At 65.2% G+C, this 26,751-nt stretch carries 26 protein-coding genes and 1 pseudogene; 12 read left to right on the top strand and 15 right to left on the bottom strand.

What is annotated here, in order from left to right:
- Window position 1 precedes the first annotated feature (1 nt).
- On the top strand, window positions 2-331 hold the full coding sequence (locus ACWKWX_RS12280; RefSeq protein WP_483827853.1) for an antibiotic biosynthesis monooxygenase family protein: 330 nt from the start codon (window positions 2-4) through the stop codon (window positions 329-331).
- 71 nt (window positions 332-402) lie between these two features.
- On the top strand, window positions 403-990 hold the full coding sequence (locus ACWKWX_RS12275) for a LysE family translocator (protein ID WP_483827852.1): 588 nt from the start codon (window positions 403-405) through the stop codon (window positions 988-990).
- Here the strand turns inward: ACWKWX_RS12275 and ACWKWX_RS12270 are convergent.
- The 4 genes from ACWKWX_RS12270 to ACWKWX_RS12255 form a co-directional block, all read right to left on the bottom strand.
- Entirely contained in the window at window positions 972-1,796 is an 825-nt protein-coding gene (locus ACWKWX_RS12270; RefSeq protein WP_483827851.1) for an AraC family transcriptional regulator, read from the bottom strand. The two genes, ACWKWX_RS12275 and ACWKWX_RS12270, sit on opposite strands and share 19 nt — an antisense overlap.
- Window positions 1,797-1,808: 12 nt before the next feature.
- Window positions 1,809-3,227 carry a short-chain fatty acid transporter gene (locus tag ACWKWX_RS12265; RefSeq protein WP_483827850.1) on the bottom strand — a complete coding sequence of 473 codons (1,419 nt, stop codon included), beginning with the start codon at window positions 3,225-3,227 and terminating at the stop codon, window positions 1,809-1,811.
- A 153-nt stretch (window positions 3,228-3,380) separates the two neighbouring features.
- Window positions 3,381-4,037 carry a CoA transferase subunit B gene (locus ACWKWX_RS12260; protein WP_483827849.1) on the bottom strand — a complete coding sequence of 219 codons (657 nt, stop codon included), beginning with the start codon at window positions 4,035-4,037 and terminating at the stop codon, window positions 3,381-3,383.
- 32 nt (window positions 4,038-4,069) lie between these two features.
- Window positions 4,070-4,768, bottom strand: a complete 699-nt coding sequence (locus ACWKWX_RS12255; protein WP_473003740.1) for a CoA transferase subunit A — start codon at window positions 4,766-4,768, stop codon at window positions 4,070-4,072.
- A 130-nt stretch (window positions 4,769-4,898) separates the two neighbouring features.
- Here ACWKWX_RS12255 and ACWKWX_RS12250 point away from each other — a divergent pair, with 130 nt between their 5' ends.
- A complete protein-coding gene (locus ACWKWX_RS12250) occupies window positions 4,899-5,798 on the top strand; it encodes a LysR family transcriptional regulator (RefSeq protein ID WP_483827848.1) in 900 nt (299 codons plus the stop codon).
- Between the two features lie 90 nt (window positions 5,799-5,888).
- Here ACWKWX_RS12250 and ACWKWX_RS12245 read toward each other — a convergent pair whose 3' ends face one another.
- On the bottom strand, window positions 5,889-7,007 hold the full coding sequence (locus ACWKWX_RS12245; protein WP_416425742.1) for a T6SS phospholipase effector Tle1-like catalytic domain-containing protein: 1,119 nt from the start codon (window positions 7,005-7,007) through the stop codon (window positions 5,889-5,891).
- 74 nt (window positions 7,008-7,081) lie between these two features.
- On the opposite strand from ACWKWX_RS12245, the gene ACWKWX_RS12240 reads away from it, so the two are divergent.
- Window positions 7,082-7,903, top strand: coding sequence for an aldo/keto reductase (locus ACWKWX_RS12240; RefSeq protein ID WP_483827847.1), 822 nt, complete (start codon window positions 7,082-7,084; stop codon window positions 7,901-7,903).
- Between the two features lie 121 nt (window positions 7,904-8,024).
- Complete coding sequence (locus ACWKWX_RS12235) at window positions 8,025-8,720, top strand: GntR family transcriptional regulator (RefSeq protein WP_416425744.1); 696 nt, start codon at window positions 8,025-8,027, stop codon at window positions 8,718-8,720.
- A 159-nt stretch (window positions 8,721-8,879) separates the two neighbouring features.
- Here ACWKWX_RS12235 and ACWKWX_RS12230 read toward each other — a convergent pair whose 3' ends face one another.
- Window positions 8,880-9,782 (bottom strand): LysR family transcriptional regulator, encoded by a 903-nt coding sequence (locus ACWKWX_RS12230; RefSeq protein ID WP_416425745.1) that lies wholly within the window; start codon window positions 9,780-9,782, stop codon window positions 8,880-8,882.
- Between the two features lie 124 nt (window positions 9,783-9,906).
- Here ACWKWX_RS12230 and lysA point away from each other — a divergent pair, with 124 nt between their 5' ends.
- Together lysA and mgtA are read left to right on the top strand one after the other, a co-directional pair.
- Window positions 9,907-11,133, top strand: a complete 1,227-nt coding sequence (gene lysA / locus ACWKWX_RS12225) for a diaminopimelate decarboxylase (RefSeq protein ID WP_483827846.1) — start codon at window positions 9,907-9,909, stop codon at window positions 11,131-11,133.
- Window positions 11,134-11,614: 481 nt separating this feature from the next.
- Complete coding sequence (gene mgtA / locus ACWKWX_RS12220; protein WP_483827845.1) at window positions 11,615-14,326, top strand: magnesium-translocating P-type ATPase; 2,712 nt, start codon at window positions 11,615-11,617, stop codon at window positions 14,324-14,326.
- A 79-nt stretch (window positions 14,327-14,405) separates the two neighbouring features.
- Here mgtA and ACWKWX_RS12215 read toward each other — a convergent pair whose 3' ends face one another.
- From ACWKWX_RS12215 to cydP, 6 genes are all read right to left on the bottom strand, one after another.
- The gene (locus ACWKWX_RS12215; RefSeq protein ID WP_483827844.1) at window positions 14,406-15,116 is read right to left on the bottom strand and encodes a FadR/GntR family transcriptional regulator; all 711 of its coding nucleotides are present in this window, start codon (window positions 15,114-15,116) and stop codon (window positions 14,406-14,408) included.
- A gap of 134 nt (window positions 15,117-15,250) precedes the next feature.
- On the bottom strand, window positions 15,251-15,538 hold the full coding sequence (locus tag ACWKWX_RS12210; protein WP_416425752.1) for a cyd operon YbgE family protein: 288 nt from the start codon (window positions 15,536-15,538) through the stop codon (window positions 15,251-15,253).
- Window positions 15,528-15,644 (bottom strand): cytochrome bd-I oxidase subunit CydX, encoded by a 117-nt coding sequence (cydX, locus tag ACWKWX_RS12205; protein ID WP_416425753.1) that lies wholly within the window; start codon window positions 15,642-15,644, stop codon window positions 15,528-15,530. Before cydX ends, ACWKWX_RS12210 begins: the two co-directional genes overlap by 11 nt.
- Window positions 15,645-15,655: 11 nt before the next feature.
- The gene (gene cydB / locus ACWKWX_RS12200) at window positions 15,656-16,798 is read right to left on the bottom strand and encodes a cytochrome d ubiquinol oxidase subunit II (RefSeq protein ID WP_483827843.1); all 1,143 of its coding nucleotides are present in this window, start codon (window positions 16,796-16,798) and stop codon (window positions 15,656-15,658) included.
- Complete coding sequence (locus ACWKWX_RS12195; protein WP_476300327.1) at window positions 16,798-18,399, bottom strand: cytochrome ubiquinol oxidase subunit I; 1,602 nt, start codon at window positions 18,397-18,399, stop codon at window positions 16,798-16,800. The genes cydB and ACWKWX_RS12195 overlap by 1 nt, the downstream gene beginning before the upstream one ends.
- Complete coding sequence (cydP, locus tag ACWKWX_RS12190) at window positions 18,396-18,593, bottom strand: cytochrome oxidase putative small subunit CydP (protein ID WP_416425757.1); 198 nt, start codon at window positions 18,591-18,593, stop codon at window positions 18,396-18,398. The genes ACWKWX_RS12195 and cydP overlap by 4 nt, the downstream gene beginning before the upstream one ends.
- A gap of 477 nt (window positions 18,594-19,070) precedes the next feature.
- Here cydP and ACWKWX_RS12185 point away from each other — a divergent pair, with 477 nt between their 5' ends.
- On the top strand, window positions 19,071-20,351 hold the full coding sequence (locus tag ACWKWX_RS12185; RefSeq protein ID WP_483827842.1) for an MFS transporter: 1,281 nt from the start codon (window positions 19,071-19,073) through the stop codon (window positions 20,349-20,351).
- Between the two features lie 25 nt (window positions 20,352-20,376).
- Window positions 20,377-21,711: a glucarate dehydratase gene (gudD, locus tag ACWKWX_RS12180; RefSeq protein ID WP_483827841.1), complete on the top strand. Its 1,335-nt coding sequence runs from the start codon at window positions 20,377-20,379 to the stop codon at window positions 21,709-21,711.
- 101 nt (window positions 21,712-21,812) lie between these two features.
- Here gudD and ACWKWX_RS12175 read toward each other — a convergent pair whose 3' ends face one another.
- Window positions 21,813-22,067, bottom strand: coding sequence for an ogr/Delta-like zinc finger family protein (locus ACWKWX_RS12175; protein WP_416425760.1), 255 nt, complete (start codon window positions 22,065-22,067; stop codon window positions 21,813-21,815).
- Window positions 22,068-22,352: 285 nt separating this feature from the next.
- On the opposite strand from ACWKWX_RS12175, the gene ACWKWX_RS12170 reads away from it, so the two are divergent.
- The 3 genes and pseudogenes from ACWKWX_RS12170 to ACWKWX_RS12160 all read left to right on the top strand — a co-directional run bounded on the left by ACWKWX_RS12170 (window position 22,353) and on the right by ACWKWX_RS12160 (window position 23,827).
- Entirely contained in the window at window positions 22,353-22,808 is a 456-nt protein-coding gene (locus ACWKWX_RS12170; protein WP_483827840.1) for a phage tail protein, read from the top strand.
- Window positions 22,809-22,844: 36 nt separating this feature from the next.
- Window positions 22,845-23,027 (top strand): annotated as a pseudogene (locus tag ACWKWX_RS12165) (DUF2586 family protein); the annotation flags it as partial.
- 125 nt (window positions 23,028-23,152) lie between these two features.
- The gene (locus ACWKWX_RS12160; RefSeq protein WP_483827839.1) at window positions 23,153-23,827 is read left to right on the top strand and encodes a glycosyltransferase family 25 protein; all 675 of its coding nucleotides are present in this window, start codon (window positions 23,153-23,155) and stop codon (window positions 23,825-23,827) included.
- Between the two features lie 45 nt (window positions 23,828-23,872).
- On the opposite strand, the gene ACWKWX_RS12155 is transcribed toward ACWKWX_RS12160, so the two are convergent.
- Window positions 23,873-25,033: an HlyD family secretion protein gene (locus tag ACWKWX_RS12155; RefSeq protein ID WP_416425782.1), complete on the bottom strand. Its 1,161-nt coding sequence runs from the start codon at window positions 25,031-25,033 to the stop codon at window positions 23,873-23,875.
- Entirely contained in the window at window positions 25,030-26,691 is a 1,662-nt protein-coding gene (locus ACWKWX_RS12150) for an MFS transporter (RefSeq protein ID WP_416425784.1), read from the bottom strand. The genes ACWKWX_RS12155 and ACWKWX_RS12150 overlap by 4 nt, the downstream gene beginning before the upstream one ends.
- Between the last annotated feature and the right edge of the window lie 60 nt (window positions 26,692-26,751).

Raw genomic sequence — 26,751 nt, 5'->3', positions numbered from 1 at the left:
CATGTTCGCCAACACCCCTAAACCGCCCTACTACGCGGTGATTTTCACCTCCACCCGCACCGACGTCGACGCCGGCTACGGCGAAGCAGCCCAGCGCATGGTCGACCTCGCCAGCGACCAGCCTGGCTTCCTCGGCGTGGAATCGGCGCGCGGCGAGGACGGCCTGGGCATCACCGTGTCGTATTGGCAGAGTGAAGCCGCCATCCTTGCGTGGAAGCAGCACGCCGAACACACCGACGCCCGCGCTACCGGGCGGGCGCAGTGGTACCAGCACTTCATCACGCGGGTGGCCCATGTGCAGCGGGCGTACGCGTTTGATCGCGAAGGGTAATTTCATTCAATACCTGTGCCCGGCCAGCGCCATAAGGTGTGGGTGAATCCACTCGCAATCAGGTACTGCCCATGCAACTCGCCCTGTCCATGGCCGGCTTCGCGCTGGCGGCATCCATCAGCCCCGGCCCGGTGAATATCGTTGCCCTCAATGCGGGCGCCAGGCATGGCCTGCCCGCCAGCCTGGCACACGTCGCCGGCGCGACCCTGGGGTTCATCCTGTTGTTGCTGCTATGCGGCTTCGGCCTGCATGAAATGCTGGCCTGGTATCCTCGCCTGACGCGGGCCATCCAGTGGGCCGGGGTGTTGTTCCTGCTCTACCTGGCGTGGCGCCTGGCCGTGGACAACGGCCAGCTGGGCAATGCGGGCCGGGGGCGCCCACCGTCACTGCTGGGCGGCGCGGCGATGCAATGGCTGAACCCCAAAGCGTGGCTGGCCTGCGTGGCGGGCATGGGCGCGTTTGCCGCCAATGGCGACAGTGGCCAGATATGGCTGTTTGCGGCGATCTATTTTGTGGTGTGCTTTTTGTCCATCGGCTGCTGGGCCTGGGCCGGTAGCCTGGTGCGCGGGCACTTGCAGCACGCGGCAGGGGTGCGTTTGTTCAACCGGGTGTTGGCGGCTTTACTGATCGGCTGCGCCGCTTACCTGGTGGCGGGCTGACCACGGTAATGGCCGGGGGTGGCCGCCAGTTGGCGCTTGAACAAGCGCTGCAGGTGGGCCTGGTCGGCAAAGCCTGCCAGTTGCGCGGCCTCGGCGATGTCGCCACCTTGGCGCAGGCAGGCACGGGCCGCCTGCAACCGGCAGTCCATCAACCAGGCGTGGGGCGTCATGCTGTAGCGTTGCTTGAACGCCCGAATCAGGTAGGACGGTGACAGCTGCACAGTCGCGCAGATCTCTTCGAGCTTCAACGGCCGCGCGCACTCGTCGCGGATGAATGCCGCGGCTCTCGCCAGCGGGTCTGCGACGCAGGGCTGCAGCGGGCGCGTGCCAACAACCCGCATAAGCTCAAGAAACCACTCACGCGCCGCCGCCTCCTTGGCCTGCGCACTGACAGTGGCGTTCAACAGCGACTCGCACAAGCCATCGAGCCCTTCGAACAGTCGTGGATCGTGACTATGCTGCTGCGCCAAAGGCTGCAACACCACCCCATCCCCCAGTCCACCTGCCCCCTGCAAGGCAGCCAGCCACACGACGTCGACGAACACCATGCGGTAGGCCCATGGCCGGTCATCCACCGGGTTACAGGCATGCACCTCGCCCGGGTTCATCAGCACCAGGTCACCCCGTCCTACCCGTCGCACATGGGTGCCGTTCACGTAGGTGCTGGTGCCGCCGGTGATCGCACCGACGGAAAAAGTGTCGTGGGCGTGCAGGCCATGACTGATGGCACGGCCATCCACCACGTCGCGTGCCTCGATGAACGGCAGCGCGGGGTCACGCCAGAATCGGGAAGTGCACGGCAGCATGCTGTACTCCTGTCAGGGCATTACCGGTGGCACATACTGCAACGTCGTCCCCAACGCCCACAACAGCACCAGCACCAGCGGCACATGCACCAGCAGCTGCACGAAGCTGAAGCCGATCAGGTCGCGCGCCTTCAGGCCCAGCACGCCCAGCAGTGGCAGCATGTAGAAGGGGTTGATGAGGTTGGGCAGCGCCTCGGCGGCGTTGTAGATCTGCACGGCCCAGCCCAGGTGGTATTTGAGGTCGTTGGCCACCTGCATCACGTACGGCGCCTCGATGATCCACTTGCCACCGCCCGAGGGGATGAAGAAGCCCAGCACCGCCGAGTACACGCCCATCAGCAGCGCGTAGGTGTCGTGGGAGGCGATCTGCACGAAGAAGGTGGAGATGTGCTGGGCCAGGGACTGGCCTTCGCCGCCCTTTACCGTGGTGAGGATGGCGGCGATAGAGCCGTACAGCGGGAACTGGATCAGCACGCCGGTGGTGGTGGGCACCGCGCGGGCCACGGCGTCGAGGAAGCTGCGCGGGCGCCAGTGCAGCAGCGCGCCGAGCATGATGAACAGGAAGTTGTAGGTGTTTATCCCGGAAATGGCGGTGATCGCCGGCTTGGTCGAGAACTCGTGGTACAGCCAGCCGGCCGCCAGCGCTACCAGCAGCAAGGTCAGCACCGGGCTGTGCTCCAGCCACTCGCCGGGGCGGGTGCGCTGGGCCTGGGGCGGCAGGTTGAAGCTGGGGTCGATGCCGCAGGCCTTGGCGTCGCGGGCGCTGTTGGGGCCCGGCGCGGTGGCGTAGGCGATGACCAGCGACACCAGCACCAGCACGGCCAGCATCAGCCCGGACTGCCAGAGGAAGATGGTCTGGGTGAAGGGAATGACGCCGGTGATGGCCAAAATCGACGGCGGCAGGCTGGCGGGGTTGGCCTGCAATTGCGCAGCCGACGACGACAGCCCCAACGCCCACACGGCGCCCAGGCCCAGGTAGGCGGCGGCACCGGCGGCGCGGTAGTCCATTTTCAGGTCGGTGCGGCGCGCCAGGGCGCGCACCAGCAGCCCACCGAACACCAGCGACAGGCCCCAGTTGAGTAGCGAGGCGACCATGGAAATCAGCGCCACCCAGGCCACCGCCGAGCGGCCATTGCTCGGCAGGCGCGCCAGGCGGTCGATGAGCTTCACTGCGGGCGGCGAACTGGCGACCACGTAGCCGCCGATGACCACGAAGGCCATCTGCATGGTGAAGGGGATCAGGCTCCAGAAGCCGTCGCCAAAGGCGGTGGCGGTGTCGTTGGGCTTGGCGCCCATGGCCATGGCCGCCAAGGCCACGACGATTACCGCCACGGCGGCGAACACCCAGGAATCGGGGAACCAGCGCTCGGCCCAGTTGGAGCAACGCAGGGCAAACCGCGCGTAGCGGCTCTCTTCAATGTCTACGGACATGGGGTACTACCTTTTATTGTCTTTATTTTTGGATGCTGCAAAGCACTGTAGCCGCTGCCGCAGGCTGCGCTGGCCCCTGAGTTCGCTGAATGTCTTCAGTGAACTCAAGGGCCAGCGCAGCCTGCGGCAGCGGCTACGGGAGCGCGGTGTGGCTTAGAACGTCATCTCGATCACATCATCCGGCACGATCAGCTTGCCGGCAGTCTTGGCGACAATTTCCTCGACGCTGATGCCCGGCGCGCGCTCGCGCAGGATGAACGCGCCGTTCTCGATCTCCAGGTACGCAAGGTCGGTCAGCACTTTGCGAATGCAGCCCGCGCCGGTCAGCGGCAAGCTGCACTGGGGCAGCAGCTTGGACTCGCCGTCCTTGGAGGCGTGGGTCATGGTGACGATGATGTTGTCGGCGCCGGCCACCAGGTCCATGGCGCCGCCCATGCCTTTCACCAGCTTGCCGGGGATCATCCACGAGGCGATGTTGCCCTGCACGTCCACCTCGAAGGCGCCCAGCACGGTAAGGTCGACGTGGCCGCCACGAATCATGGCGAAGGATTCGGCCGAATTGAAAATGGACGCACCCGCCCGGGCGGTGACGGTCTGCTTGCCGGCGTTGATCATGTCGGCGTCTATGGTTTGCTCGGTAGGAAACTCGCCCATGCCCAGCAGGCCGTTCTCCGATTGCAGCATCACGTCGATGTCGTCGGGGACGTAGTTGGCCACCAGGGTCGGAATGCCGATGCCCAGGTTCACGTAGTAGCCATCCTTGAGTTCGCGGGCCACACGCTGGGCCATTTGTTCGCGGGTCAGTGCCATGTGCAAAACCTCTTGTTGTTCTGGGCCGGGCCTCAGGCCTTGACGGTGCGCTTTTCGATGCGTTTTTCGAAGGTGCCGAGAATCACCCGGTCGACATAGATGCCGGGGGTGTGGATCTGGCTGGGTGGCAACTCGCCAGGGGCGACGATTTCCTCGACCTCGACCACGGTGATCTTGCCGGCGGCAGCGGCCAGCGGGTTGAAGTTCTGCGCGGTGTGGCGGTAGATGACGTTGCCGAAGTGGTCGGCCTTCCAGCCCTTGACGATGGCGAAGTCGCCGGTGATGGCCTCTTCAAGAATGTACTTGCGGCCGTTGAACTCGCGCACTTCCTTGCCATCGGCCACCGGGGTGCCGTAGCCGGTGGCGGTGTAGAACGCCGGGATGCCAGCACCGCCGGCGCGCATTTTTTCCGCCAGGGTGCCTTGGGGGGTGAGTTCCACTTCCAGCTCGCCGTCCAGCAGCTGGCGTTCGAACAGGGCGTTCTCGCCCACGTACGAGGCGATCATCTTGCGGATCTGCCGGTCTTCCAGCAGCACGCCCAGGCCAAAGCCATCGACGCCGCAGTTGTTGGACACCACGGTCAGTCCGCGCACGCCCATGCGCTTGATCTGCGCAATCAGGTTCTCGGGAATGCCGCACAGGCCGAAGCCGCCGGACAATACCGTCATGTTGTCGGTGAGGCCGGCGAGGGCCTCTTCCCAGGTTGCTACTCGCTTGTCGAGCCCAGCCATATCGATCCGCCTTGTTTTAATTATTGGACTAACGCCAGCTTAGCCCAGGAGCGTGTTCGGCCCATCTTCTCGCCAACGGAGTTATTTGTTAATTTTGTTTTTCTGATGGATTGATTGAGTTTGCAAAACAATGAACATCAAGCAGCTTCGTGCGTTCCTGGCCGTGGCCCAGGCCTTGAGCTTCGCCCAGGCCGGCGAGCGGCTGCACCTGTCGCAGCCGGCCCTGAGCCTGACCATCAAGGGCCTGGAGGAAGACCTGGGCGGTGCGCTGTTGATCCGCACCACGCGCAGCGTAGCCCTGACCCCCGAGGGCGAGACCCTGCTGCCCCTGGCACGACAGCTGCTGGCCGACTGGGACAACGCCGAGGAACTGCTGCGCCAGCACTTCACCCTGCAGACCGGCAAGGTCTCGATCGCCGCCATGCCCTCCTTCGCCGGCAACCGCCTGCCTGCGGCGCTGAAGACCTTCCGCGACCGCCACCCGCGGGTGAACGTGGCCGTGCACGACGTGATCAACGAGCAGGTGCTGGAAATGGTGCGCCACCGCCGCGTGGAGCTGGGCATCGGCTTCGAGCCCGAGTCCACCAGCTCGCTGGTGTTCACGCCGTTCTACCTGGACCGCTTCGTCGCGGTGGTGGCGGCCGATTCGCCCCTGGCCCAGCGTGACAAGCTCAGCTGGAGCGAGCTGTTGCAGGAGGACTTCGTGACCCTGCAGCGCCCTTCGGCGGTGCGCCTGATGCTGGAGCAGGACCTGGCCGATACCCATGGCAAGCTGTCTGTAGCCTTCGAAAGCCACCAACTGAGCACCGTCGGCCGCATGGTTGCCAGCGGCCTGGGGGTGAGCGCGGTGCCGTCGCTGTGCATCGAACAGATGGAGGAACTGGGCGCGCGTTGCGTGGCCCTGGATGAGCCGCGCATCGAGCGGCGCATCGGCCTGATGCGCCTGGCCGACCACAAGCTGTCGGCGGCGGCGCAGGCGTTGCAGGAGGTGCTGATTGAGACTTCCGCCCAGCACCAACCCACGCCATGACGACGAACGATTTGTGGGAGCAGGCTTGCCAGCGAGCTGTTGGGGCCCGAAAAACTCGCTGGCAAGCCAGCTCCCACAAGACTGTTGCTGCTACGGGGTGGGGGTGGTTTGAGGGATCAGGGGCAGGTCTTCTGCGACGCTGTACTGGCGGGGCAGGTTGACGGGGTGGTAGTCGCCGCTTTCCAGGCGCTGCAGGACTGAGCGGTGCAGCACCGCGCCCTCGGCGATGTAGCGCGGCCGCGGCTGGCCGAACGGCGGCATGCTGCCGATGGTGAACACGTGCTTGTGCAGCGTGTAGCTCCAGGCCCGGCGTGGCAACCACTCGGCCAGCGGCCATGGCCAGGTCATGGAGTCGTGCAACTGCCCGGGGCCGCCGGCGTCCAGCAGTTGCAGCTCGCGGGCGCAGCCGTCGGGGTCCAGCGCCAGGCCCAGGGCCCGCGCCTCGCCGAGCATCCAGCGCAAGGCCAGCAACGCCGGGCCCGATTCGTCCACGGCGTAGCCACCGCCCACGTCGCTGTGTACCCCGGCGAACCACACCTGGCGCACGTCGGTGCCCTGCCCCGGGCGCTTCTGCCACAGGTTGGGGCGGAAGAAACAACGGCGCTCGTCGATGGACAGCGCATGACGGACGTTCTCCACCATGGCGTTGCTGGCGGTGTACGGCAGCACCAGTGGGTCGTAGATCCAGCCCTCGGACTTGACCGTGTCGAACAACCCCAGCAGGTGCACCTTCACCGGCCGGCCAAAGGTGGCCTTGAACGCGTCCTGCAGCTTGAAGTCCGGCTGCTTGTCGCTGTTGCGCGCCTGCAACATGGCCCAGGCATAGTCGAACAGATGTGCCTCGTGGCCGCGCACCAGGCCCACGGCGTCGATCAGCGCCGCCAGCGCGCGCACGGCGTAGGCGCCCCGGGAAAAGCCGAACAGGTAGAGCTGGTCGCCGTCGCGATAATGCCGGGCGAGAAAGCGATAGGCGCCACCCACCGTCTCCTTCAACCCCCAGCCGAACGCCAGGCCGCACAGCCGCGAGGGCAGTTTCTGCCACTCGAACAGCGTCTCGCGCAGGCCGAAGGTACCCACGCCCTGGTCGTAATAGGACATGACCCGGGCGGGATCATCGGACAGGCAGCGGATCATCCGCAGTATATTGGTAGGTTGCAGGCTGAAGCGGTTGTTGGTGCCGTCCAGGCAGACCACGAGCTGTCGACCCATGCCGTTTCCTTGTGTTGAATGTTATTTCGCTAGCGTCGTCAGACTATAAGCCATCCATGTTTCAGGGAGTAGCCATGCGCCATCATCGACTCGCAGACACCTCGGTTTCCATCATCGGCCAGGGCACCTGGCGCATGGGCGAAGACCCCGGCGCCAGGCGCCAGGAGGTCGCTGCCCTGCAACTGGGCATCGACCTGGGCATGAGCCTGATCGACACTGCCGAGATGTACGGCGAAGGCGGCGCCGAACAGGTCGTGGGCCAAGCCATCGCCGGGCGCCGCGAGCAGGTGTTCCTGGTCAGCAAGGTGTACCCGCACAACGCCAGCCGCAGCGGCGTGGCGGCTGCCTGCGAGCGCAGCCTCAAGCGCCTGGGCACCGAGCACATCGACCTGTACCTGCTGCACTGGCGCGGCCAGTACCCGCTGGCGGAAACCGTGGAAGCCTTCGAACGCCTGCGCGAACAGGGCAAGATCGGCCGCTGGGGCGTGTCCAATTTCGACGTCGACGACCTGGAAGAGCTGGACGACGAGCGCTGCGCCACCAACCAGGTGCTGTACAACCCCGAGGCCCGCGGCATCGAATTCGACCTGCTGCCCTGGAGCCAGGCCCGCAGCCTACCGACCATGGCCTACTGCCCCATCGCCCAGGGCGGCAAGCTGCTGCGCCATGCGGCGTTGCAGGCCATCGCCGACAAACATGGCATCACCGCGGCCCAGGCCTGCCTGGCGTGGGTGCTGCGCGAGGACGGGGTGCTTGCCATTCCCAAGGCCGTGCATGCCGACCATGTGCGGCAGAATGCAGCGGCAGCCGCTATCCAACTGGATGATGAAGACCTCAAACAGCTGGATCTGGCCTGCCCACCCCCCAAGCGCAAGCAGCATCTTGCAATGGTTTGACGGCGAAATTTCCCTGCTGGCGGTCGGCCAGCGCGCTTTTCAAAGGCCGGCCCGCTGGCGGATAATGCGCCCCCATTGCACCCAGTCGCAGGCTCTGCATGGGCTCACCGTTCGAGGAAATATGGTTTCTGTCACCGTCACCGCCAAACAGCTGGAAGTCACCCGCATCGTCGACGTGCTGTCGCGCGCCATCGCCCAGCAACGCCTGCGCCCCGGCACGCGGCTGGTAGAGGCGCAGATCGTCGAGACCCTGCAGGCCAACCGCAACCACGTGCAGGTGGCCTTGCAGCGCCTGGCCATGCAGCACATCGTCACCATCGAGACCAACCGCGGCGCCATCGTCTCGCAGCCTTCGGCCCAGGAAGCGCGGGAAGTGTTCGCCGCCCGTCGCGCCATCGAGCGCGCCATCGTCGAGGCCATCACCCCCGACGCCCTGGCCGCCAACGCCGACACCATCGCCGCGCAAATGCAAGCCGAACACCAGGCCTCGGCCAGCGGCGACCGCCGCGAGACCGTGCGCGTGCGCAGCGAATTCCACCTGATGCTGGCCGACCTGTGCGGCAATCGTTTGCTGCGTGAAATGCTCGGCAACCTGATCGTGCGCAGCTCGCTGATCGTCTCGCTGTACCAACGCCTGGAAACCTCCTCCTGCCGCTGCGACGACCACCAGGCCATCCTCGATGCCCTGCAGTCGGGCAACAGCGACAACGCCATCCGCGCCACGCTGGACCACCTGGTCGACCTGGAAGGCCAGCTGGACCTGGATGAACAGAGCGCGCCGGATGTGAACCTACGTGAAGCACTGGCCGACCTCTGAACCGTAGCAGCGGCCGCAAGGCCGCGTCACAGGCACCGCGGTAAAGCCCGCCTGACGCAGCCTGCGGCAGCTGCTACATCCTGTGGGAGCTGGCTTGCCAGCGAGCTGTTGGGGCCATAAAAGCTCGCTGGCAAGCCAGCTCCCACAAGACAGTTGCTGCTACGGGAGGGCGGCCAGGCGCGCCGCCTCGGTCTGCAGGCAGGCGGTAAATGCCTCCACCAGCACTGACGCAGGGCGGTATTGGGGCTGGATCAGGCTGACGCTGAACGGCGCCGCCACCGCCAGCGGCCGCAGCACCAGGCCGCGGGCCGCCTCGTCCAGGGCAGTCAGCGGGTTGACGATGGCCACCCCCAGCCCCTGGCGCACCATGGCGCACACCGAGGCGGCGGTGCTGGTCTCGATCACCCCGTGGCGCTGCACGTTGGCGCGGCGGAACTGTTCGTCGAGCATCTTGCGGTACAGGTCCAGCCCGGACAGGTTGATGAACGCTTGGCCGTCGAAATCGCTCAGTTCCAGGCGCGCCTTCGCCGCCAGCCCATGGCCGGCCGGCAGCACCGCCACCATTTCCGCGCAAAACAGTTCGAAGCCCCGGGTGCCACGTGGCGGGTGGCGGCTTTCGATCAGGCCCAGGTCGTAGCGCTGGCCGCTGAGCGACTCTTCCAGCGCCGGTGATTCCTGGGCGGTGATGCTCACCGCCACGCCGGGGTACTGCCGGCTGAACGCCAGGCACGCCGCCGGCAGCAGCACCTGGGCGAACATCGGCAGGCAGGTGATGTTCAACTGGCCCTGGTCGAACCGGCGGATCGACTCGGCGACGCTGGCGATCTGCTCCAGCCCGACGTAGGCGCGCTGCACCTCCTCGAACAGCATCAGGCCCTGGGCCGTGGGCGTCAGCCGGCCGCGCTCGCGCACGAACAACGGCATGCCCAGCAGGCTTTCCAGCCGCGCCAGCTCGCGGCTGACGGTGGGCTGGGAGCTGAACAGCAGCTGCGCGGCGCCGGTGACGCTGCCGGCGTTCATCACCGCGCGGAACACTTCGATATGACGCAGGGATATGTCCATTGCAAAGACTCGAAATCAAACCCAAGCCATATCAGAACTGAATGGACAGAGAAAAAACAGATATTTTATTGAATAGAGATAATTGCGCATGATGGCCACCTTTCCCCTTCACGGCCACACCACCATGTTCGATCGCATCCTGCCCCTCGTTCAGCAACACGCCACGCCTTTCTGGACCTACGACGCCGCCATCATCCGCCAGCGCATCAGCCAGCTGCAGGGCTTCGACGTGATCCGCTTCGCCCAGAAGGCCTGCTCCAACGTGCACATCCTCAAGCTGATGCGCGAACAGGGCGTGCAGGTGGACGCGGTGTCGCTGGGCGAGATCGAGCGTGCGCTGCTGGCCGGCTACAGCCCCCAGGGCGAGCCGGCGGGCGTGGTGTTCACCTGCGACCTGCTGGACCGCGCCACCCTGGCGCGCATCATCGAGCTGGACGTGGAGGTCAACTGCGGCTCCATCGACATGCTGCGCCAACTGGGCCAGCAGCGCCCCGGCCACCGCGTGTGGATCCGCCTGAACCCCGGCTTCGGCCACGGCCACAGCCAGAAGACCAACACCGGCGGCGAGAACAGCAAGCACGGCGTGTGGCACAGCCAGCTGGGCGAAGCCCTGGCCGTGGTGCGCCAGTACGACCTGCAACTGGTGGGCCTGCACATGCACATCGGCTCGGGCGTGGACTACGCGCACCTGGAAGAAGTGTGCACGGCCATGGCCGACGCAGTGATCGGCATGGGCCACGACCTGGAGGCCATTTCGGCCGGCGGCGGCCTGTCGGTGCCCTACAAGGATGACCAGCAGCCGGTGGACACCGAGCGCTACGCCGCCATCTGGGACGCCGCCCGCCAGCGCGTGGCCGCCCACCTGGGCCACCCGGTGCGCCTGGAAATCGAGCCGGGGCGTTTCCTGGTGGCCGAGTCCGGCACCCTGGTGACCGAAGTGCGCGCCATCAAGGACATGGGCAGCCAGCATTTCGCGCTGGTGGACGCCGGTTTCAACGACCTGATGCGCCCGTCCATGTACGGCAGCTACCACGGCTTCACCCTGCTGGACCGAGACGGCCAGCCGCGCACCGGCGAGCTGCGCCCCACCGTGGTGGCCGGCCCGCTGTGCGAGTCCGGCGACGTCTTCACCCAGCACGAAGGCGGCCTGGTGGCCCCGCGCCCGCTGCCGCGCGCCGAGGTCGGCGACCTGCTGGTGATCCACACCACCGGCGCTTATGGCGCGTCGATGTCGTCGAACTACAACAGCCGCCCGCTGATTCCCGAGGTGCTGCTGGACGGTGACAAGGTACAGCTGATTCGCCGCCGCCAGACGCTGCAGGAATTGTTCGCACTTGAACTTGGTGCGTAACACGTCTTCCTGACAGAAAACCGCGTCGCCTGCATCGCGACTAAAGTCGGCTCCTACCACGGGCAGCGTAGGAGCCGACTTTAGTCGCGATGCAGACGACGCAATTATGCGGGTACGGCGCGTTTGGCCAGCCAATATGAAACTTCCCTCATGATCGCCACCCACTATTGTCGGGAGCAAACCCCAAGCGTATGCTGCGCGCGTTTTCAATCACCGCGGAGACCCCACGTGGGCACTTGTTCGAGCGACAGTAGTCGGCCGGTCATCGATACCGGCATTTTCTCGGCGAGATAACGCGCAGCTTCCCTGCCGTGTCTCGCCTTGACGCGAGAGACGGCAATCCTGCCGGCGCCCCCCATGCGGGGCGCCGCAGCCTTCCCTTCTCCACAGACTCCCCTGCCCCGGCCTGCAACGTTGCAGCCAGGACAGCGCACGTGCCTGCGCGATGGTCTCCCCACTGCCAACTGGGGAAAGCAGCGCCATGAATTTCACCCTGCTCAAAGAATTTTTCGCAGGCTTCCTGCGGACTCGCCACATCGCCCGGCACTTCCGCCGCCTGGCGTTGTTCGAAAGCCTGAATGACACCAACGTCAGCCGCGAGATACCCCCCACCCTGGCCCACAGCCTGGTGGCGGCCGCGGGCGGTGACAGCCAGGCCCTGCTGGAACGCCTGGGCAGCCACGCCGATGGCCTCAGCGAAGCCCAGGCCCAGGACACCTGCGCCCGCGTGGGCCTCAACGAGGTGGAGCACGAGCAGCCGCTGGCCTGGCACGTGCACCTGTGGCAGTGCTACAAGAACCCCTTCAACCTGCTGCTGACCCTGCTGGCCATCGTCTCGTTCATCACCGAAGACATGAAGGCCACCCTGGTGATCGGCAGCATGGTGGTGCTCTCGACCCTGCTGCGCTTCTGGCAGGAAGCCCGCTCGAACAAGGCCGCCGATGCGCTCAAGGCCATGGTCAGCAACACCGCCACCGTGCGCCGCCGCAACGCCGACGGGCACATGCGCGTGGAACTGCCGATCAAGCAGCTGGTGCCCGGCGACGTGGTGATCTTCAGCGCCGGCGACATGATCCCCGCCGACTGCCGCCTGCTCAGCGCCAAGGACCTGTTCGTCAGCCAGGCTGCCATGACCGGCGAATCCATGCCCGTGGAGAAGTTCGTGCAGCTGCGCGACCCGGCCACGCGCAACCCCCTGGAGCTGGACAACATCCTGTTCATGGGCACCAACGTGGTGTCCGGCGCCGCCAGCGCGGTGGTGGTTGCCACCGGCAACGGCACCTACTTCGGTGCCCTGGCGCAACGGGTCGGCGCCACCGACCGTGCGCCAACGGCGTTCCAGACCGGCGTCAACAAGATCAGCTGGCTGCTGATCCGCTTCATGCTGGTGATGGCGCCGCTGGTGCTGTTCATCAACGGCTTCACCAAGGGTGACTGGATGGAAGCGGTGCTGTTCGCGCTGTCCATCGCCGTGGGCCTGACCCCGGAAATGCTGCCCATGATCGTCACCTCGACCCTGGCCAAGGGCGCGGTGTTCCTGTCGCGCAAGAAGGTCATCGTCAAGCGCCTGGACGCCATCCAGAACTTCGGCGCCATGGACGTGCTGTGCACCGACAAGACCGGCACCCTGACCCAGGACAAGATCTTCCTCGCCCGCCACGTCGACGTGTGGGGCCAGGAGTCCGATGAAGTGCTGGAGATGGCCTACCTCAACAGCTACTACCAGACCGGCCTGAAGAACCTGCTGGACGTGGCCGTGCTGGAACACGTGGACGTGCAGCGCGACCTGCAGGTTGCCACGGCTTTCCGCAAGGTCGACGAGATTCCGTTCGACTTCAACCGCCGGCGCATGTCGGTGGTGGTGGCCGAGCACGACCAGCACCACGTGCTGATCTGCAAGGGCGCGGTGGAAGAGATTCTCTCGGTGTGCCACCAGGTGCGCCACGGCGACCAGGTCGAGCCGCTGTCCGACAGCCTGCTGGCGCGCATCCGCCAGGTCACCGCCGAGCTCAACGCCGAAGGCCTGCGCGTGGTGGCCGTGGCCGCCAGCGAGCGCCCGCCTACCCAGGAAAACTATGGCATCCATGACGAACGCGAGCTGACCCTGATCGGCTACGTGGCCTTCCTCGACCCGCCCAAGGAGAGCACCGCGCCCGCGCTCAAGGCCCTGGCCGCCCACGGCGTGGCGGTGAAAGTGCTGACCGGCGACAACGAGCTGGTCACCGCCAAGATCTGCCGCGAGGTGGGCCTGGCCCAGCAAGGCCTGTTGATGGGCAACGACATCGAGGACATGACCGACGCGCAACTGGCGGTGGCCGTGGAAACCACCAACGTCTTCGCCAAGCTGACGCCTGCGCACAAGGAACGCATCGTGCGCCTGCTCAAGGCCAACGGCCACGTGGTCGGCTTCATGGGCGACGGCATCAATGACGCGCCGGCGCTGCGCACTGCCGACATCGGCATTTCGGTGGACAGCGCCGTGGACATCGCCAAGGAAGCGGCCGACATCATCCTGCTGGAAAAGAGCCTGATGGTGCTGGAAGAAGGCGTGCTGGAAGGCCGTCGCACCTTCGCCAACATGCTCAAGTACATCAAGATGACCGCCAGCTCCAACTTCGGCAACGTCTTCTCGGTGCTGGTGGCCAGTGCGTTCATCCCCTTCCTGCCGATGCTGCCGATGCACCTGCTGGTGCAAAACCTGCTGTACGACATTTCGCAGATCGCCGTGCCGTTCGACAACGTCGACGACGAGATGCTGATGAAGCCGCAGCGCTGGCAGCCGGGCGAGGTAGGCCGCTTCATGCTGTTCTTCGGGCCGATCAGCTCGGTGTTCGACATCACCACCTTTGCGCTGATGTGGTACGTGTTCGGCGCCAACAGCCCGGAGCACCAGACCCTGTTCCAATCCGGCTGGTTCATCGTCGGCCTGCTGACCCAGACCCTGGTGGTGCACATGATCCGCACGCCGAAAGTGCCGTTCCTGCAGAGCCGCGCGGCCATGCCGTTGATGGTGATGACCGGGGTGATCATGGCCATCGGCATCTTCCTGCCCATGGGCCCGCTGGCGCACTACTTCAAGCTGCAGGCGCTGCCGCCGCTGTACTTCGCCTTCCTGCCGGTGATTCTGGTGGCGTACGTGGCGCTGACCCAGGCCATGAAGCGGTTCTATATCCGCCGCTTCGGCTGGCAATGAAATAGGCGTGGGAGCTGGCTTGCCAGCGAGCTTTTGAGGCCCTCCAACAGCTCGCTGGCAAGCCAGCTCCCACAGACTCTCAGTTACCGGAAAAACGGTCGCGGCTGTTGGTGAGGTGCAGTACCATCGCCGCCCGCGCGGCGTCCGGGTCCTGCTTGCGGATGGCGTTGAGGATGGCCTCGTGCTCCTGGTTGGCCAGGTAGCCCAGGCGCGCGAAGTCGGCGTCGCCGCGCTCATCGCCCTTGACCCGCGTGCGCGGGATCATGGTGTCGCCCAGGTGCTGCATGATCTCGGTGAAATAGGTGTTGCCGGTGGCCTCGGCGATCATCTGGTGGAAGCGCTTGTCCTCTTCCACGCAGCTGTCGTTGTTGGCCAGCGAGGCCTGGTAGTCGTCCAGCGCCTGGCGCATGCGCCGCAGCTGTTCATCACTGCGGCGCACGGCCGCCAGGGCCACGGCCTGCACCTCCAGGCCCATGCGCAGCTCAAGAATGCCGCGCACGCTGGCGGCGGTGTCCAGGCTCAGGCGCAGCCCTAGTTGCGATTCGCGCTCCAGCACGAAGGTGCCGATGCCGTGGCGGGTTTCCACCAGCCCCGAGGCCTGCAGCTTGGAGATAGCCTCGCGCACCACCGTGCGGCTGACCCCGTGCTCGCGCACGATGGTCGGTTCGGACGGCAGCTTGTCGCCGGGGCGGAATTGCCCCAGCAGGATCTGCTGGCTCAGCACCTCGACCAGGTCGTGGGCCAGGCTGGTGGCGCGCTTGCGCGTGGGGGCGTTGCTTGGGTCGTGCATGCCAACACATTCCGCGAAATAGTCAGCCCCAAGCTTACCACCGAACCCCCGTAGCAGCTGCCGCAGGCTGCGTCCGCCCCACGCGGTGAATCAGCCATAGGCCATGGCGGACGGGACGCGGCCTGCGGCCGCTGCTACGGGGTTAGTAGCGCCGCGTAGGCCAGGGCCATCAGTGACCAGGCCAGCAGCGGGTGGAACACCAGCCGCCACGCCCGCGCCTGCGGGTCGAAGCCCACCCCGTGCACGTAGCCGGCGGCAATGCCCCACAACATCAGCATCAGCACGCCGTGGCTGTACTGCCCGCGGCTGTCGAGCAGCAGCACCGGGTGCAGCAGCAGGGTCAGGCTCAACGGCAGCACCAGTGCCAGCGACAGCCAGCGGCTGGCGGGCCGGCGCAGCGGCCCCAGGGTTTCAGCGTGCACCGCTGCCCTCCTCGTCCAGCGCACCGGACGCCTCCAGCCACAACGCATTGATGATGCCGAAGCTGCACGCCAGCAGCACTCCCAGAATCCAGGCGAAATACCACATGTGTTCAGTCCTCAGTAAAGGCCGTGGGGGTTGTCATTGATGTGCGCGGTGGTGACGGTGCCCCACATTTTCGCGTAGCACCACAGCGTGTAGCACAGGATCAGCGGCACAAAGATCGACGCCGCCACCAGCATGATGACCAGCGTGGTATGGCTCGACACCGCGTCCCACACGGTCAGGCTGGACGCCGGGTCCAGGCTGGACGGCATCACGAACGGGAACAGGGCGAAACCGGCCGTGCACAGGGTGCCGACGATGGCCAGGCTGCTGCCCAGGAAGGCGATGCGCGGCCGCTCGCCCAGCGCCGCGATCAGCGCCAGCAGGCCGCCAAACACCCCCAGCAGCGGCGTGATGGCCGTGATCGGGTAGGTCACGTAATTGCCCAGCCAGCCGGGGTTGCCCGCTGCCACGGTCTTGGCCAAGGGATTCAGCGCCACGTTGGGGTCGAAGCTGGAGCTGATTACCAGGCCGTTGATATTGCCGGCCGCAAGCCAGGCACCGGCGCCCAGGAACGCCGCCAGGTAGACGAAGGCCAGCCCTTGCGAAACCTTGCGCGCCCGCTGGGCCATGACGCCCTCGGTGCGCATCATCAGCCAGGTGCCGCCGTGCAGGCACAGCATGCTCAGGCTGACCACCCCCGCCAGCAGCGCGAAGGGGCTCAGCAGTTGCCAGAACGAACCGTGGTAGCTGCTGCGCAGGCTGTCATCGAACTGGAACGGCAGGCCGAGCAACAGGTTGCCGAACGCCACGCCAAACACCAGCGACGGCACCAGCGCGCCAATGCACAGCGCCCAGTCCCAGCCCCGGCGCCAGCGGGTGTTTTCAAGTTTGCTGCGGTAGTCGAAGCCCACCGGCCGCACGAACAGCGCGAACAGCACCAGCAGCAGCGCCCAGTACAGCCCGGAGAACGCCGCCGAATACACCAGCGGCCAGGCGGCGAACAGCGCGCCACCGGCGGTGATCAGCCACACCTGGTTGCCGTCCCAGTGCGGCGCGATGGTGTTGATCACCACCCGCCGCTCCTGGTCGTTGCGGCCTACCAAGGGCATCAGCGCCGCGGCGCCCAGGTCGAAGCCGTCGGTCAGGGCGAAGCCGATCAGCAACACGCCCACCAGCACCCACCAGATCAGCTTGAGGTTTTCATAGTCGAACATCACACGGCTCCTTGCAGCACGGGCGAATGGGCGGCGGCAGGTGCAGCGGCGGCGCCGTTTTCAAAGTGATACCGGCCGGTGTGCAGGCTGCTCGGGCCCAGGCGGGCGAACTTGATCATCAGGTACATCTCGATCACCAGCAGCACGCTGTAGAACGCCACCAGCGCCAGCAGCGAACCCCACACGTCGCTTGCCGACAGGCTCGAGGCCGACAGGTGCACCGGCAGCACCTCGCCGATCGACCACGGCTGGCGACCGTGCTCGGCCACGTACCAACCGGTCTGCGTGCCCACCCACGGCAGCGGCAGGCTCAGCAGCGCCCAGCGCAGCAGCCAGCGCTTGCGGGTTTCGTTCTTGCGCGCCGAGGCCCAGAACGCACACACGAACAGCAACAGCATCAGGAAACCGCTGAGCACCATCAGCCGGAAGGTCCAGAAGATCGAGGCCACACCGGGGATGGAATCCAGGGCCGCCTGCTTGATCTGCGCCTCGCTGGCGTCCACCACCTGGTCGGTGTATTTCTTCAGCAGCAGGCCGTAGCCCAGGTCTTTTTTCACCGCGTTGAAGGCGGCCAGGGCCTGGTCGCTGTGGTCGCCGCCGCGCAGCCGTCCCAGCGCCTCGTAGGCAAGCATGCCGTTGCGGATGCGGCCTTCGTGCTCGGCCACCAGGTCCTTGATGCCAGTGACCTGCTTGTCCACCGAACGGGTGGCGATGATGCCCATCACGTAAGGGATTTTCACCGCGTAGTCGGTGCGCTGCTCGGCCTGGTTGGGCAGGCCGAACAGGGTGAAGGCGGCGGGCGCGGGCTCGGTGTCCCACTCGGCCTCGATGGCGGCCAGCTTGGTCTTCTGCACGTCGCCGATTTCGTAGCCGGACTCGTCACCCAGCACGATCACCGACAGGATCGAGGCCATGCCGAACGCCGCGGCAATGGCGAACGAGCGCCGGGCGAAGCCGATGTCGCGGCCCTTGAGCAGGTACCAGCTGGAAATCGCCAGCACGAAGATCGAGCCGGTGACGTAGCCCGAAGCCACGGTGTGCACGAACTTCACCTGCGCCACCGGGTTGAGCAGCAGCTGGCTGAAGCTGGCCAGCTCCATGCGCATGGTGACGAAGTTGAACTCGGCACCCACCGGGTTCTGCATCCAGCCGTTGGCGATCAGAATCCACAGCGCCGACAGGTTCGAGCCGATCGCCACCAGCCAGGTCACGCCCAGGTGCTGCACCCGGCTCAGGCGGTCCCAGCCGAAGAAGAACAGGCCGATGAAAGTCGACTCCAGGAAGAACGCCATCATGCCTTCGATGGCCAGCGGCGCGCCGAAGATGTCGCCCACGTAGTGGCTGTAATAGGCCCAGTTGGTGCCGAACTGGAACTCCATGGTCAGCCCGGTGGTGACACCCAGGGCGAAGTTGATGCCGAACAGCTTGCCCCAGAAACGGGTCATGTCCTTGTACACCTGCTTGCCCGTCATCACGTAGACGGACTCCATGATGGCCAGCAGGAAGGTCATGCCGATGGTCAGGGGCACGAACAGGAAGTGATACAGCGCGGTCATCGCGAACTGCAGCCGGGATAGGTCGACGACTGATTCGGAAATCATTTCGGACTCTTCTCAAGGGGGGCGGAGGGGGTGCCGAACAGGTGTCGGCCAAGGTTCGTGCCGTCGTCCTTGACGTCAGCCGCCGGGCCAAACCACACCAGGCGGATCCCCACCAGCAGCACCAGCTTGAGCACCAGCACCAGGGTTATTTCCCGGGCCAGCGGCTTGTTCAGAAAGGCGAAATGAGCGGTCATGGCGGCTACTCGGTGGAGGTGCGCCATTCTTGTAGCGGGGCTTGTTGGTGAAATTGATCCAGATCAATTTCAAATGGCCATCACTGTGTGGCAAAGCGCCACACCGCCTGTCATCAACTCATCATACAAGCACGCGCTGTAGCCGCTGCCGTCAGGCTGCGCTGGCCCTGTCGGTCGCTGCAAATATCCAGTGGCTGGAATGGCCAGCGCAGCCTGACGGCAACGGCTACGGCGTAGCGGGTTTTAGATCGGTTTCGTTGCCGCGACCGCGCTGGTTAGATCAACTCAATCCACGAAACCAATTGCTTCAATTCGTCAGCACTTGTACGATGACTGTCAACAGGGGCCACCCTGTCACCTACCCGCATAAAAATAATCAGTGGGAGATTTTGAATTGTGAGCAATTCAACGCAGTCCTCTGCCGTCGTCGACGGCGATCCGCTCCTGGCGCGCGCCGTCGCCAAAGTGAAGAGCCATGTGCTCCCACTCTTCGTCCTGATGTTCATCGTCAACTACATCGACCGGGTCAACATCGGCTTCGTGCGCACACACATGGAGCACGACCTGGGCATCGGTGCCGCGGCCTATGGCCTGGGCGCCGGGCTGTTCTTCATCGGCTACGCGCTGTTCGAAGTACCGTCCAACATCCTGCTGCAGAAAGTCGGCGCCCGCGTGTGGCTGACGCGCATCATGTTCACCTGGGGCATCGTCGCCACGATGATGGCGTTCGTGCAGAACGAGACCCAGTTCTACATCCTGCGGGTGTTGCTGGGCGTGGCCGAAGCCGGTTTCTTCCCCGGCGTGCTGTACTACTTCACCCGCTGGCTGCCCGGCGCCGAACGCGGCAAGGCCATCGCCATCTTCCTCAGTGGTTCGGCCGCGGCCTCGCTGATCTCCGGCCCGCTGTCCGGCGCACTGCTGCAACTGGACGGCCTGGGCCTGCACGGCTGGCAGTGGATGTTCGCCATCGAAGGCATGGTCTCGGTGCTGCTGGGCTTTTTCGTGTGGTTCTGGCTGGACTCCAAGCCCCACGACGCCAAGTGGCTGAGCCGCGAGGAGCAGGACAGCCTGGTGGCCGCCATCGACCAGGAACAGAAGGACCGCGAGGCGCTGCAAGCGGTCAAGCCCACCCTCGGCAAGCTGCTCAAGGACGGCCAGATCCTGATCTTCTGCGTGCTGTACTTCTGCATCCAGCTGACCATCTACGCCGCCACCTTCTGGCTGCCCAGCATCATCAAGAAAATGGGTGACCTCAGCGACCTGCAGGTGGGCTTCTTCAACTCCATCCCCTGGCTGATCTCGATCATTGCCATGTACGGCTTCGCCGCGCTGTCGGGCAAGTTCCGCTTCCAGCAGGCCTGGGTGGCCACCGCGCTGCTGATCGCCGCCGCCGGCATGTTCCTGTCCACCACCGGCGGGCCGGTGTTTGCCTTCGTCGCCGTGTGCTTCGCGGCCATCGGCTTCAAATCCGCCTCGTCGCTGTTCTGGCCCATCCCCCAGGCGTACCTGGACGTGCGCATCGCCGCCGCCGTCATCGCGCTGATCAACTCCCTGGGCAACCTGGGCGGTTTCGTCGCCCCGGCCACCTTCGGCCTGCTGGAGCAGAGCACCGGCTCGATCCAGGGCGGCCTGTACGGCCTGACCGCCACCTCGATCCTGGCCGCGGTGCTGGTGTTCTTCGCCCGCACCCAGCCCAAAGCCCCGACCGCCACCCCAAGCGCGCCGCTGCACGGCACCGCGCTGGGCAAGGCCCACTGATTTCCCGAGCACACAGGAACCCGACATGAGCACTCAACGAACCCCCGTCGTCACTCAACTGCAAGTGATCCCCGTGGCCGGCCACGACAGCATGCTGATGAACCTCAGCGGCGCCCACGGCCCGTACTTCACCCGCAACATCGTGATTCTCACCGACAGCAGCGGCAACGTTGGCGTGGGCGAAGTACCGGGCGGCGAACGCATCCGCGAAACCCTGGAAGACGCCCGCAGCCTGGTGGTGGGCCAGCCCATCGGCCAGTACCAGCGCGTGCTCAACCAGATGCGCACCACCTTCGCCGCCCGCGACGCCGCCGGCCGTGGCCTGCAGACCTTCGACCTGCGCATCACCATCCACGCCGTCACCGCCATGGAGGCCGCCCTGCTCGACCTGCTGGGCCAATTCCTGGAAGTGCCGGTGGCCGCCCTGTTGGGTGAAGGCCAGCAGCGCGACGCGGTGAAAATGCTCGGCTACCTGTTCTACGTCGGCGACCGCAACGCCACCAGCCTGGCCTACCGCAGCGAGCCCGACGCCAGCGACGAGTGGAGCCGCCTGCGTCACGAAAAAGCCATGACCCCCGAAGCCGTGGTGCGCCTGGCCGAAGCCGCCAAGGCCAAGTACGGTTTCAACGACTTCAAGCTCAAGGGCGGCGTGCTGCGCGGCGAAGAGGAAATCGAAGCCGTCACCGCCCTGGCCGAACGCTTCCCCGACGCGCGCATCACCCTGGACCCCAACGGCGCCTGGTCGCTGAAGGAAGCCATCGCCCTGTGCCGCGACCAGCACAAGGTGCTGGCCTACGCCGAAGACCCCTGCGGCGCTGAAAACGGCTACTCGGGCCGCGAAGTGATGGCCGAGTTCCGCCGCGCCACCGGCCTGCCCACCGCCACCAACATGATCGCCACCGACTGGCGCGAAATGGGCCACGCCATCCAGCTGCAATCGGTGGACATCCCCCTCGCCGACCCGCACTTCTGGACCATGCAGGGCTCGGTGCGCGTGGCGCAGATGTGCCACGAATGGGGCCTGACCTGGGGCTCGCACTCCAACAACCACTTCGACATTTCCCTGGCCATGTTCACCCAGGTGGCCGCCGCCGCCCCCGGCGACATCACCGCCATCGACACCCACTGGATCTGGCAGGACGGCCAGCGCCTGACCAAGGCGCCGCTGCAGATCGAAGGCGGCTTCGTCAAGGTCCCGGCCAAGCCGGGCCTGGGCGTGGACATCGACATGGACGCCGTGGCCAAGGCCCACGAACTCTACAAAGGCATGGGCCTGGGCGCACGGGACGACAGCGTGGCCATGCAGTTCCTGATTCCGGGCTGGAAGTTCGATAACAAGAAGCCGTGCATGGTGCGTTGATAGCGCAGCGTTCCGGACGCGGCCTTTGGCCGCTGCTACATGGCCGGATAACGCGGGAAACGCGTTCCCCGTAGCAGCTGCCGAAGGCCGCGTCCACGGCCCTACCGCGCCTGCCGTAGGGCATCCAGCAAGGCTTCCAGCCGCTCCGGCGGCAGCTCGCGAAGCTGATTCACCAGTTGCTGGTCCAACTTGCTCGACGGCAATCGCAGCGGGTGGGAGTAGCTCAACTGCATCACGAAGTTATGGCCACACTCGGCCGTGCGGCAGGCGCAATACAGGCGTGTGAACTCATTGCTCAAACGGTTGGTGGTAGTGATGATGGCGCGTCCTTCGCACTCGCGGCAGCGGATCTGCATTGCCTTAACTCCTGGTCATTGCCGATGAAAACACGCCCCCAGTATTCACCAGATTTCCGCTATTTGCCGCGCTCGCCCCTCACCAAACTGTGACTGAAAGCAACCGCCCCATTCATTGGAATGGGCTGGTCTGACCCGGCCATCTGAACGCGTATTTGTACACCGGCGTTTTTCCGATGGCATTCGATTTTCGCGTTATCGGAAGCCATCGAAACCCAAGTGTTTGTCACCCAGCGGCGCTCTTTTCTAACGTGGTCAGCACCCGAACCCATCCGGAGCTGCACCATGGAAAAGTTACGTGCGCTGTCCAACTACCTGCTCGAAAGCGGGCTACTGGCCCCTGATCAACTCTCCAGCCGGGCGGAACACATCAACCTGCAAATGAACTGGAAGCCCTCCAGCCAAGGCATGTGCATGGGCCAGTTGAACTACCGCGCCGTGCTTGAGTGTTACCGCACGGACATCGCTCCCCTGCGCCTGATGGCCCTGGTCGCCGCCTGGTTGCAACGCCACGACAACGACACCGAACTGCGCAAGCTGGACATCCCCGGCTGCACCGTTTCCCCCCAGGTGGACCAGCGCCACCACCTGCAGCTGCTGCTGGTTTTCAACGAAGCCGTCTGGCTCAGCGAGGAACCCGAAGGCGAATTCGAAGCGTTCGGCAAACGCTGGGGCTTCTTACCGTACGACTTGTGGACAGCCGAACAGGCCGCCGTCCTCGACCGCGGTCGCTCCCTTTGACTCATCTCCCCCATAACCGACTTGCGAGGCCACACCATGGCTCAAGGTAACGTCAGCGTGAACAATCTCAACCTGGGCCAAGGCCCGGTCACCGAGATCGAACGCTTCTTCCTCTTCATCGGCCCTGCCGCCCACAACGTGGGCAGGTTGGTTGCCGTTGATACACAGTCCAACCTGCCCCTCGCCAACACACTGAAAACCATCACCCTTCAAGTACGTTAAAAAAAGAGAACACTTTCAACCCATTTTCAAGAAATACCTTACACCCCGATCGGACGTGGCTGGCATCAAGGAACAGGCCAGCCTTTTAACATTCGGTTTTTGTCATCGTCCGGTCCGCAACAGTGAACAACGATAAAACAGCATTACAATCCTTGAGCGTCGATGGCGTACTTTGCATAAGCCTGGAGAACAGGGACGATCGAAGAACGCTGCTGGCGAGCGAATTCGAGGGGACCGACCTGGCCATTGAATTCTACCTGGCCCAGCGCGACGCCGACCCTGAACGAGGTTGTTTCGAATCACACCAGGCTTGCGCCAGGATAGCCTTGGCCAGAGGCTATGATCGTGTGTTGCTGTTGGAAGACGACGCCACTCTGGAACAAGTAAGCCGCAAGCAGATAAGCCGTATAAACCGTTTTCTGACACTCAACGACCCTGAGCTTTTTTATCTAGGAACCACGCTGGGCACACTGTGGTTGACGTGGAACCTGGGCATCGCCCGCTGTCGAGTCCGCGGAACACACGCCTATATCTTGAATAAAGCGGGGTGCGAAAAGCTGGCGGCCCAGTCATACGAAGGTATCGCCATCGACAAGCTGTTTTCCAGGTTATTCCGGGGCTACTGCTCGTTCCCGATGCTATGCCAGCAACAACCGGAGGAAATGTCATACAGCGATATCGCCGAGGCCTTCGGCCTTCCGAGCATGACGTCGTCAGACTGGCAGACGAACTGGCGAAAGCAGTACCGCTGCGCATTGAAAAATATTGGCAAGACCATCATTCGGAAAGATCTCTGACGACCACTAGCCCCCCTTCTACACTTAAGCCGAGAGTGACAGCCCTTAATCCTCAACCCCCTCCTCCGGCACCCCACGCTCCCCCTCCACCACATACCCGGTATCAATACTCACCACTACCGACATCCCCGGCCGCAGGCGTTGCGCCTCCGGCTGGTCCTTGTCGACGGTGATGCGCACCGGGATGCGCTGGGCGATCTTGACGAAGTTGCCGGTGGCGTTGTCGGCCTGCAGCAGGCTGAATTCCGAGCCGGTGGCTGGCGAGATGCGTTGCACGTGGCCGCGCAGGCGCAGGTGGTTGAGGGCGTCGACGGTGAAGGTGGCGGGCTGGCCGACGCGCACGTTGGCCATTTGGGTTTCCTTCATGTTGGCGATGACCCAGAGGTTGTCCGGCACCAGGGCCATGAGCTGGGCGCCGGAGTTGACGTAGGCGCCCAGGCGCACGCTGATCTGCCCCAGCTGGCCGTCGCGCGGGGCGGTGATGCGGGTGTTGGCGTAGTCGATACGCGCCAGTTCCACGGCAGCTTCGGCGCTGCTGACGGCGGCTTCGAGGGAGGCGCGGTTGACGATGACGGTCTGCAGGTCCTGTTTCGAGATTTCCAGCGCGGCCTTGGCCTGGGCCAGGGAGGCGATGGCCGCGGCGTTGGCGGCGCGGGTCACGTCGAGCTGGCTGCGCGACACCGAGCCGTCGCTGATCAGGTCTTCGTTGCGGCGCAGGTCGGCGGCGCTCTTGCGCGCCTGGGCGTCGCTGTCGCCGATGGCGGCCTGGCGCTGGTCGATGGTGGCTTCGGCGCTGCGCCGCTGCTGCAGGTTGTTGGCCAGGGAGGCCTTGGCCTGGTCCAGCTGCGCCAGGGACTGGTCGACCTTCTGCTTGTAGATGCGGTCGTCGAGGCGCACCAGCAGGTCGCCGGTCTTGACGAACTGGAAGTCCTGCACCGGCACCTCGAACACGTAGCCGCTCAGCTGCGGGCCGATGATGGTGGTCTGGCCGCGCACCAGGGCATCCTCGGTGCTCTCGATCTTGCTGCTGAACGGCGGCAGTTCCCAGGCGTACAGCACGATCAGCACGCCGACGATGGCGACGCTGGCGAACATCAGCGAGGAAATCACCCGCACCCGCAGCGAGCGTGGCGCCGTGGCAGGCGGGGCCACGCCCTCGGGGGTGGAGGCGATGGCGTTGGTGGTCGTGGTGGTCGGTTCGGTCATGAAGGGGGCGCGCCGCTGGCAGGTACGGAAGGCGGCGCCGGTGGGGCCGCCTGGGTGGTGGTAGTCAGCAGCCACAGGCTGCGGATGAAGATCCAGAGCATGGTCAGCACCGCGACGCCGGCGATGAACATGAACACGTCGTTGTAGGCGAGGATGTTGGCCTCGCGGGTGGCCACGGTGGACAGCGCGCGGTAGCCCAGGTTGGTGCGCGCCGAGGGGTCGGCCACGGTGGAAGCATAGCTGGCCGCGCTGCTCTGCACGCGGGCCACCACCAACGGGTCCATCAAGGTGAGCTGCTCGACGATGACGCTGGAATGGAATTTCTCCCGCACGATCTGGTAGGTACCCAGCAGCGCCGCGCCGATCAGGCTGCCCAGGTTATTGCAGATACCGAACAGCACCGAGAAACTGATCAGGTTGCGCGGGTTGGTGATGACGTTGCGGGTGCCCAGCGCCATGGTCGGGCCGACGAAGAAGGTGCCGCCGAAGGCCAGCAGGAACTGGCTGAAGTACATGTTCCAGGGCCGCGTGAGGTTGTTGGAGAACGAATCCATGTAGGACCCGGTGGCCATCAGCGCCAGGGACACGATCAGCGGCATGAACAGGTGCTCGGGGCGGATGGTCCAGGCGCTGACCGCCAGCCCCGCCACCGCGCCCACCAGCATCACGAAATACAGGCTGCGCATCTGCTCCTGGCTCATGTTCAGCGCCTGCAGGAAGCCCACCGCGCCGGTGGATTGTTCCGAAGCCACCATGCGGATCAGGATCACCCCCAGCGCCAGGCGGATGGCCACGCCGCTGCCCAGCCAGCGGGTCATGAGCATGGGGTTGCTGCGGTTATGCTCGATGGCAAGGCCGGTGAAGATCAGCACGATGGCCGCCGCCGAGGCCCAGCCGATCCACGGCGCCGCCAGCCACCAGTCGATGCGCCCCAGGGACAGCACCGCGCACAGCAGGGCAAAGCCGGTGGCGAGGATGCCGAAGGTGAGGAAGTCCAGCGGTTCGAAGGTCTTGAAGCGGTCGCCGGGCGGCAGCTTGAGCATGAACACGCAGCCCAGGGCGGTCAGCGCCAGGCCCAGTTCGAACAGGTAGAGCCCGCGCCATTCGGCGATCTGCAGCAGGTCTTCGGAGAACACCCGGGCCAGGGGCAAGGCCAGCTGCGATGAGCCCAGCCCCAGCACCAGGGCCTTGAGCCGCCATTTCGCCGGGAAGGCCTGGGTCATGTAATACAGGCCCAGGGAGCTGAGCGCCGCCCCCACCATGCCGTGGGCCGCGCGCACGGCAATGGCCGAGTCGAGGTCGTTGACGAACAGGTGGGCGAAGGTCACCAGGGCGTACAGCACCAGGAAGCCTTCGGTGAACGCGCGCAGGCCAAACTGCTGGCGGAACTTCACCAGCACCAGGTTCATGGAGATGTTGGTCATGACGTAGGCGGCCGGCAGCCAGGCCATTTCCGCCTGGGTGGCGCCCAGGGCGCCCTGCAAAAATTGCAGGTTGGCGGTGACCAGCGCGTTGCCCAGGCCGCCGGTGATGGCCACCAGCAGCCCGACCGCGCCGAAGGCCAGGCGCTTGGGCGTGGAATGCAGCGGCGTCGACGGTGAACCGGGCAGCGTCGGCTTTTCGTGGGGCAGCCATTGGTGGGGGGCGTAGCGGTCCATTGGCACCTGTTGGAGTCGGAAAAACGTTGACCCTATGAGGGTACCAGTAAATCCGACTGC

It is taken from the genome of Pseudomonas imperatae, assembly GCF_057128625.1.
The sequence above is the reverse complement of the archived record's forward strand: the minus strand, read 5'-3'. Positions and strand labels throughout refer to the sequence as shown.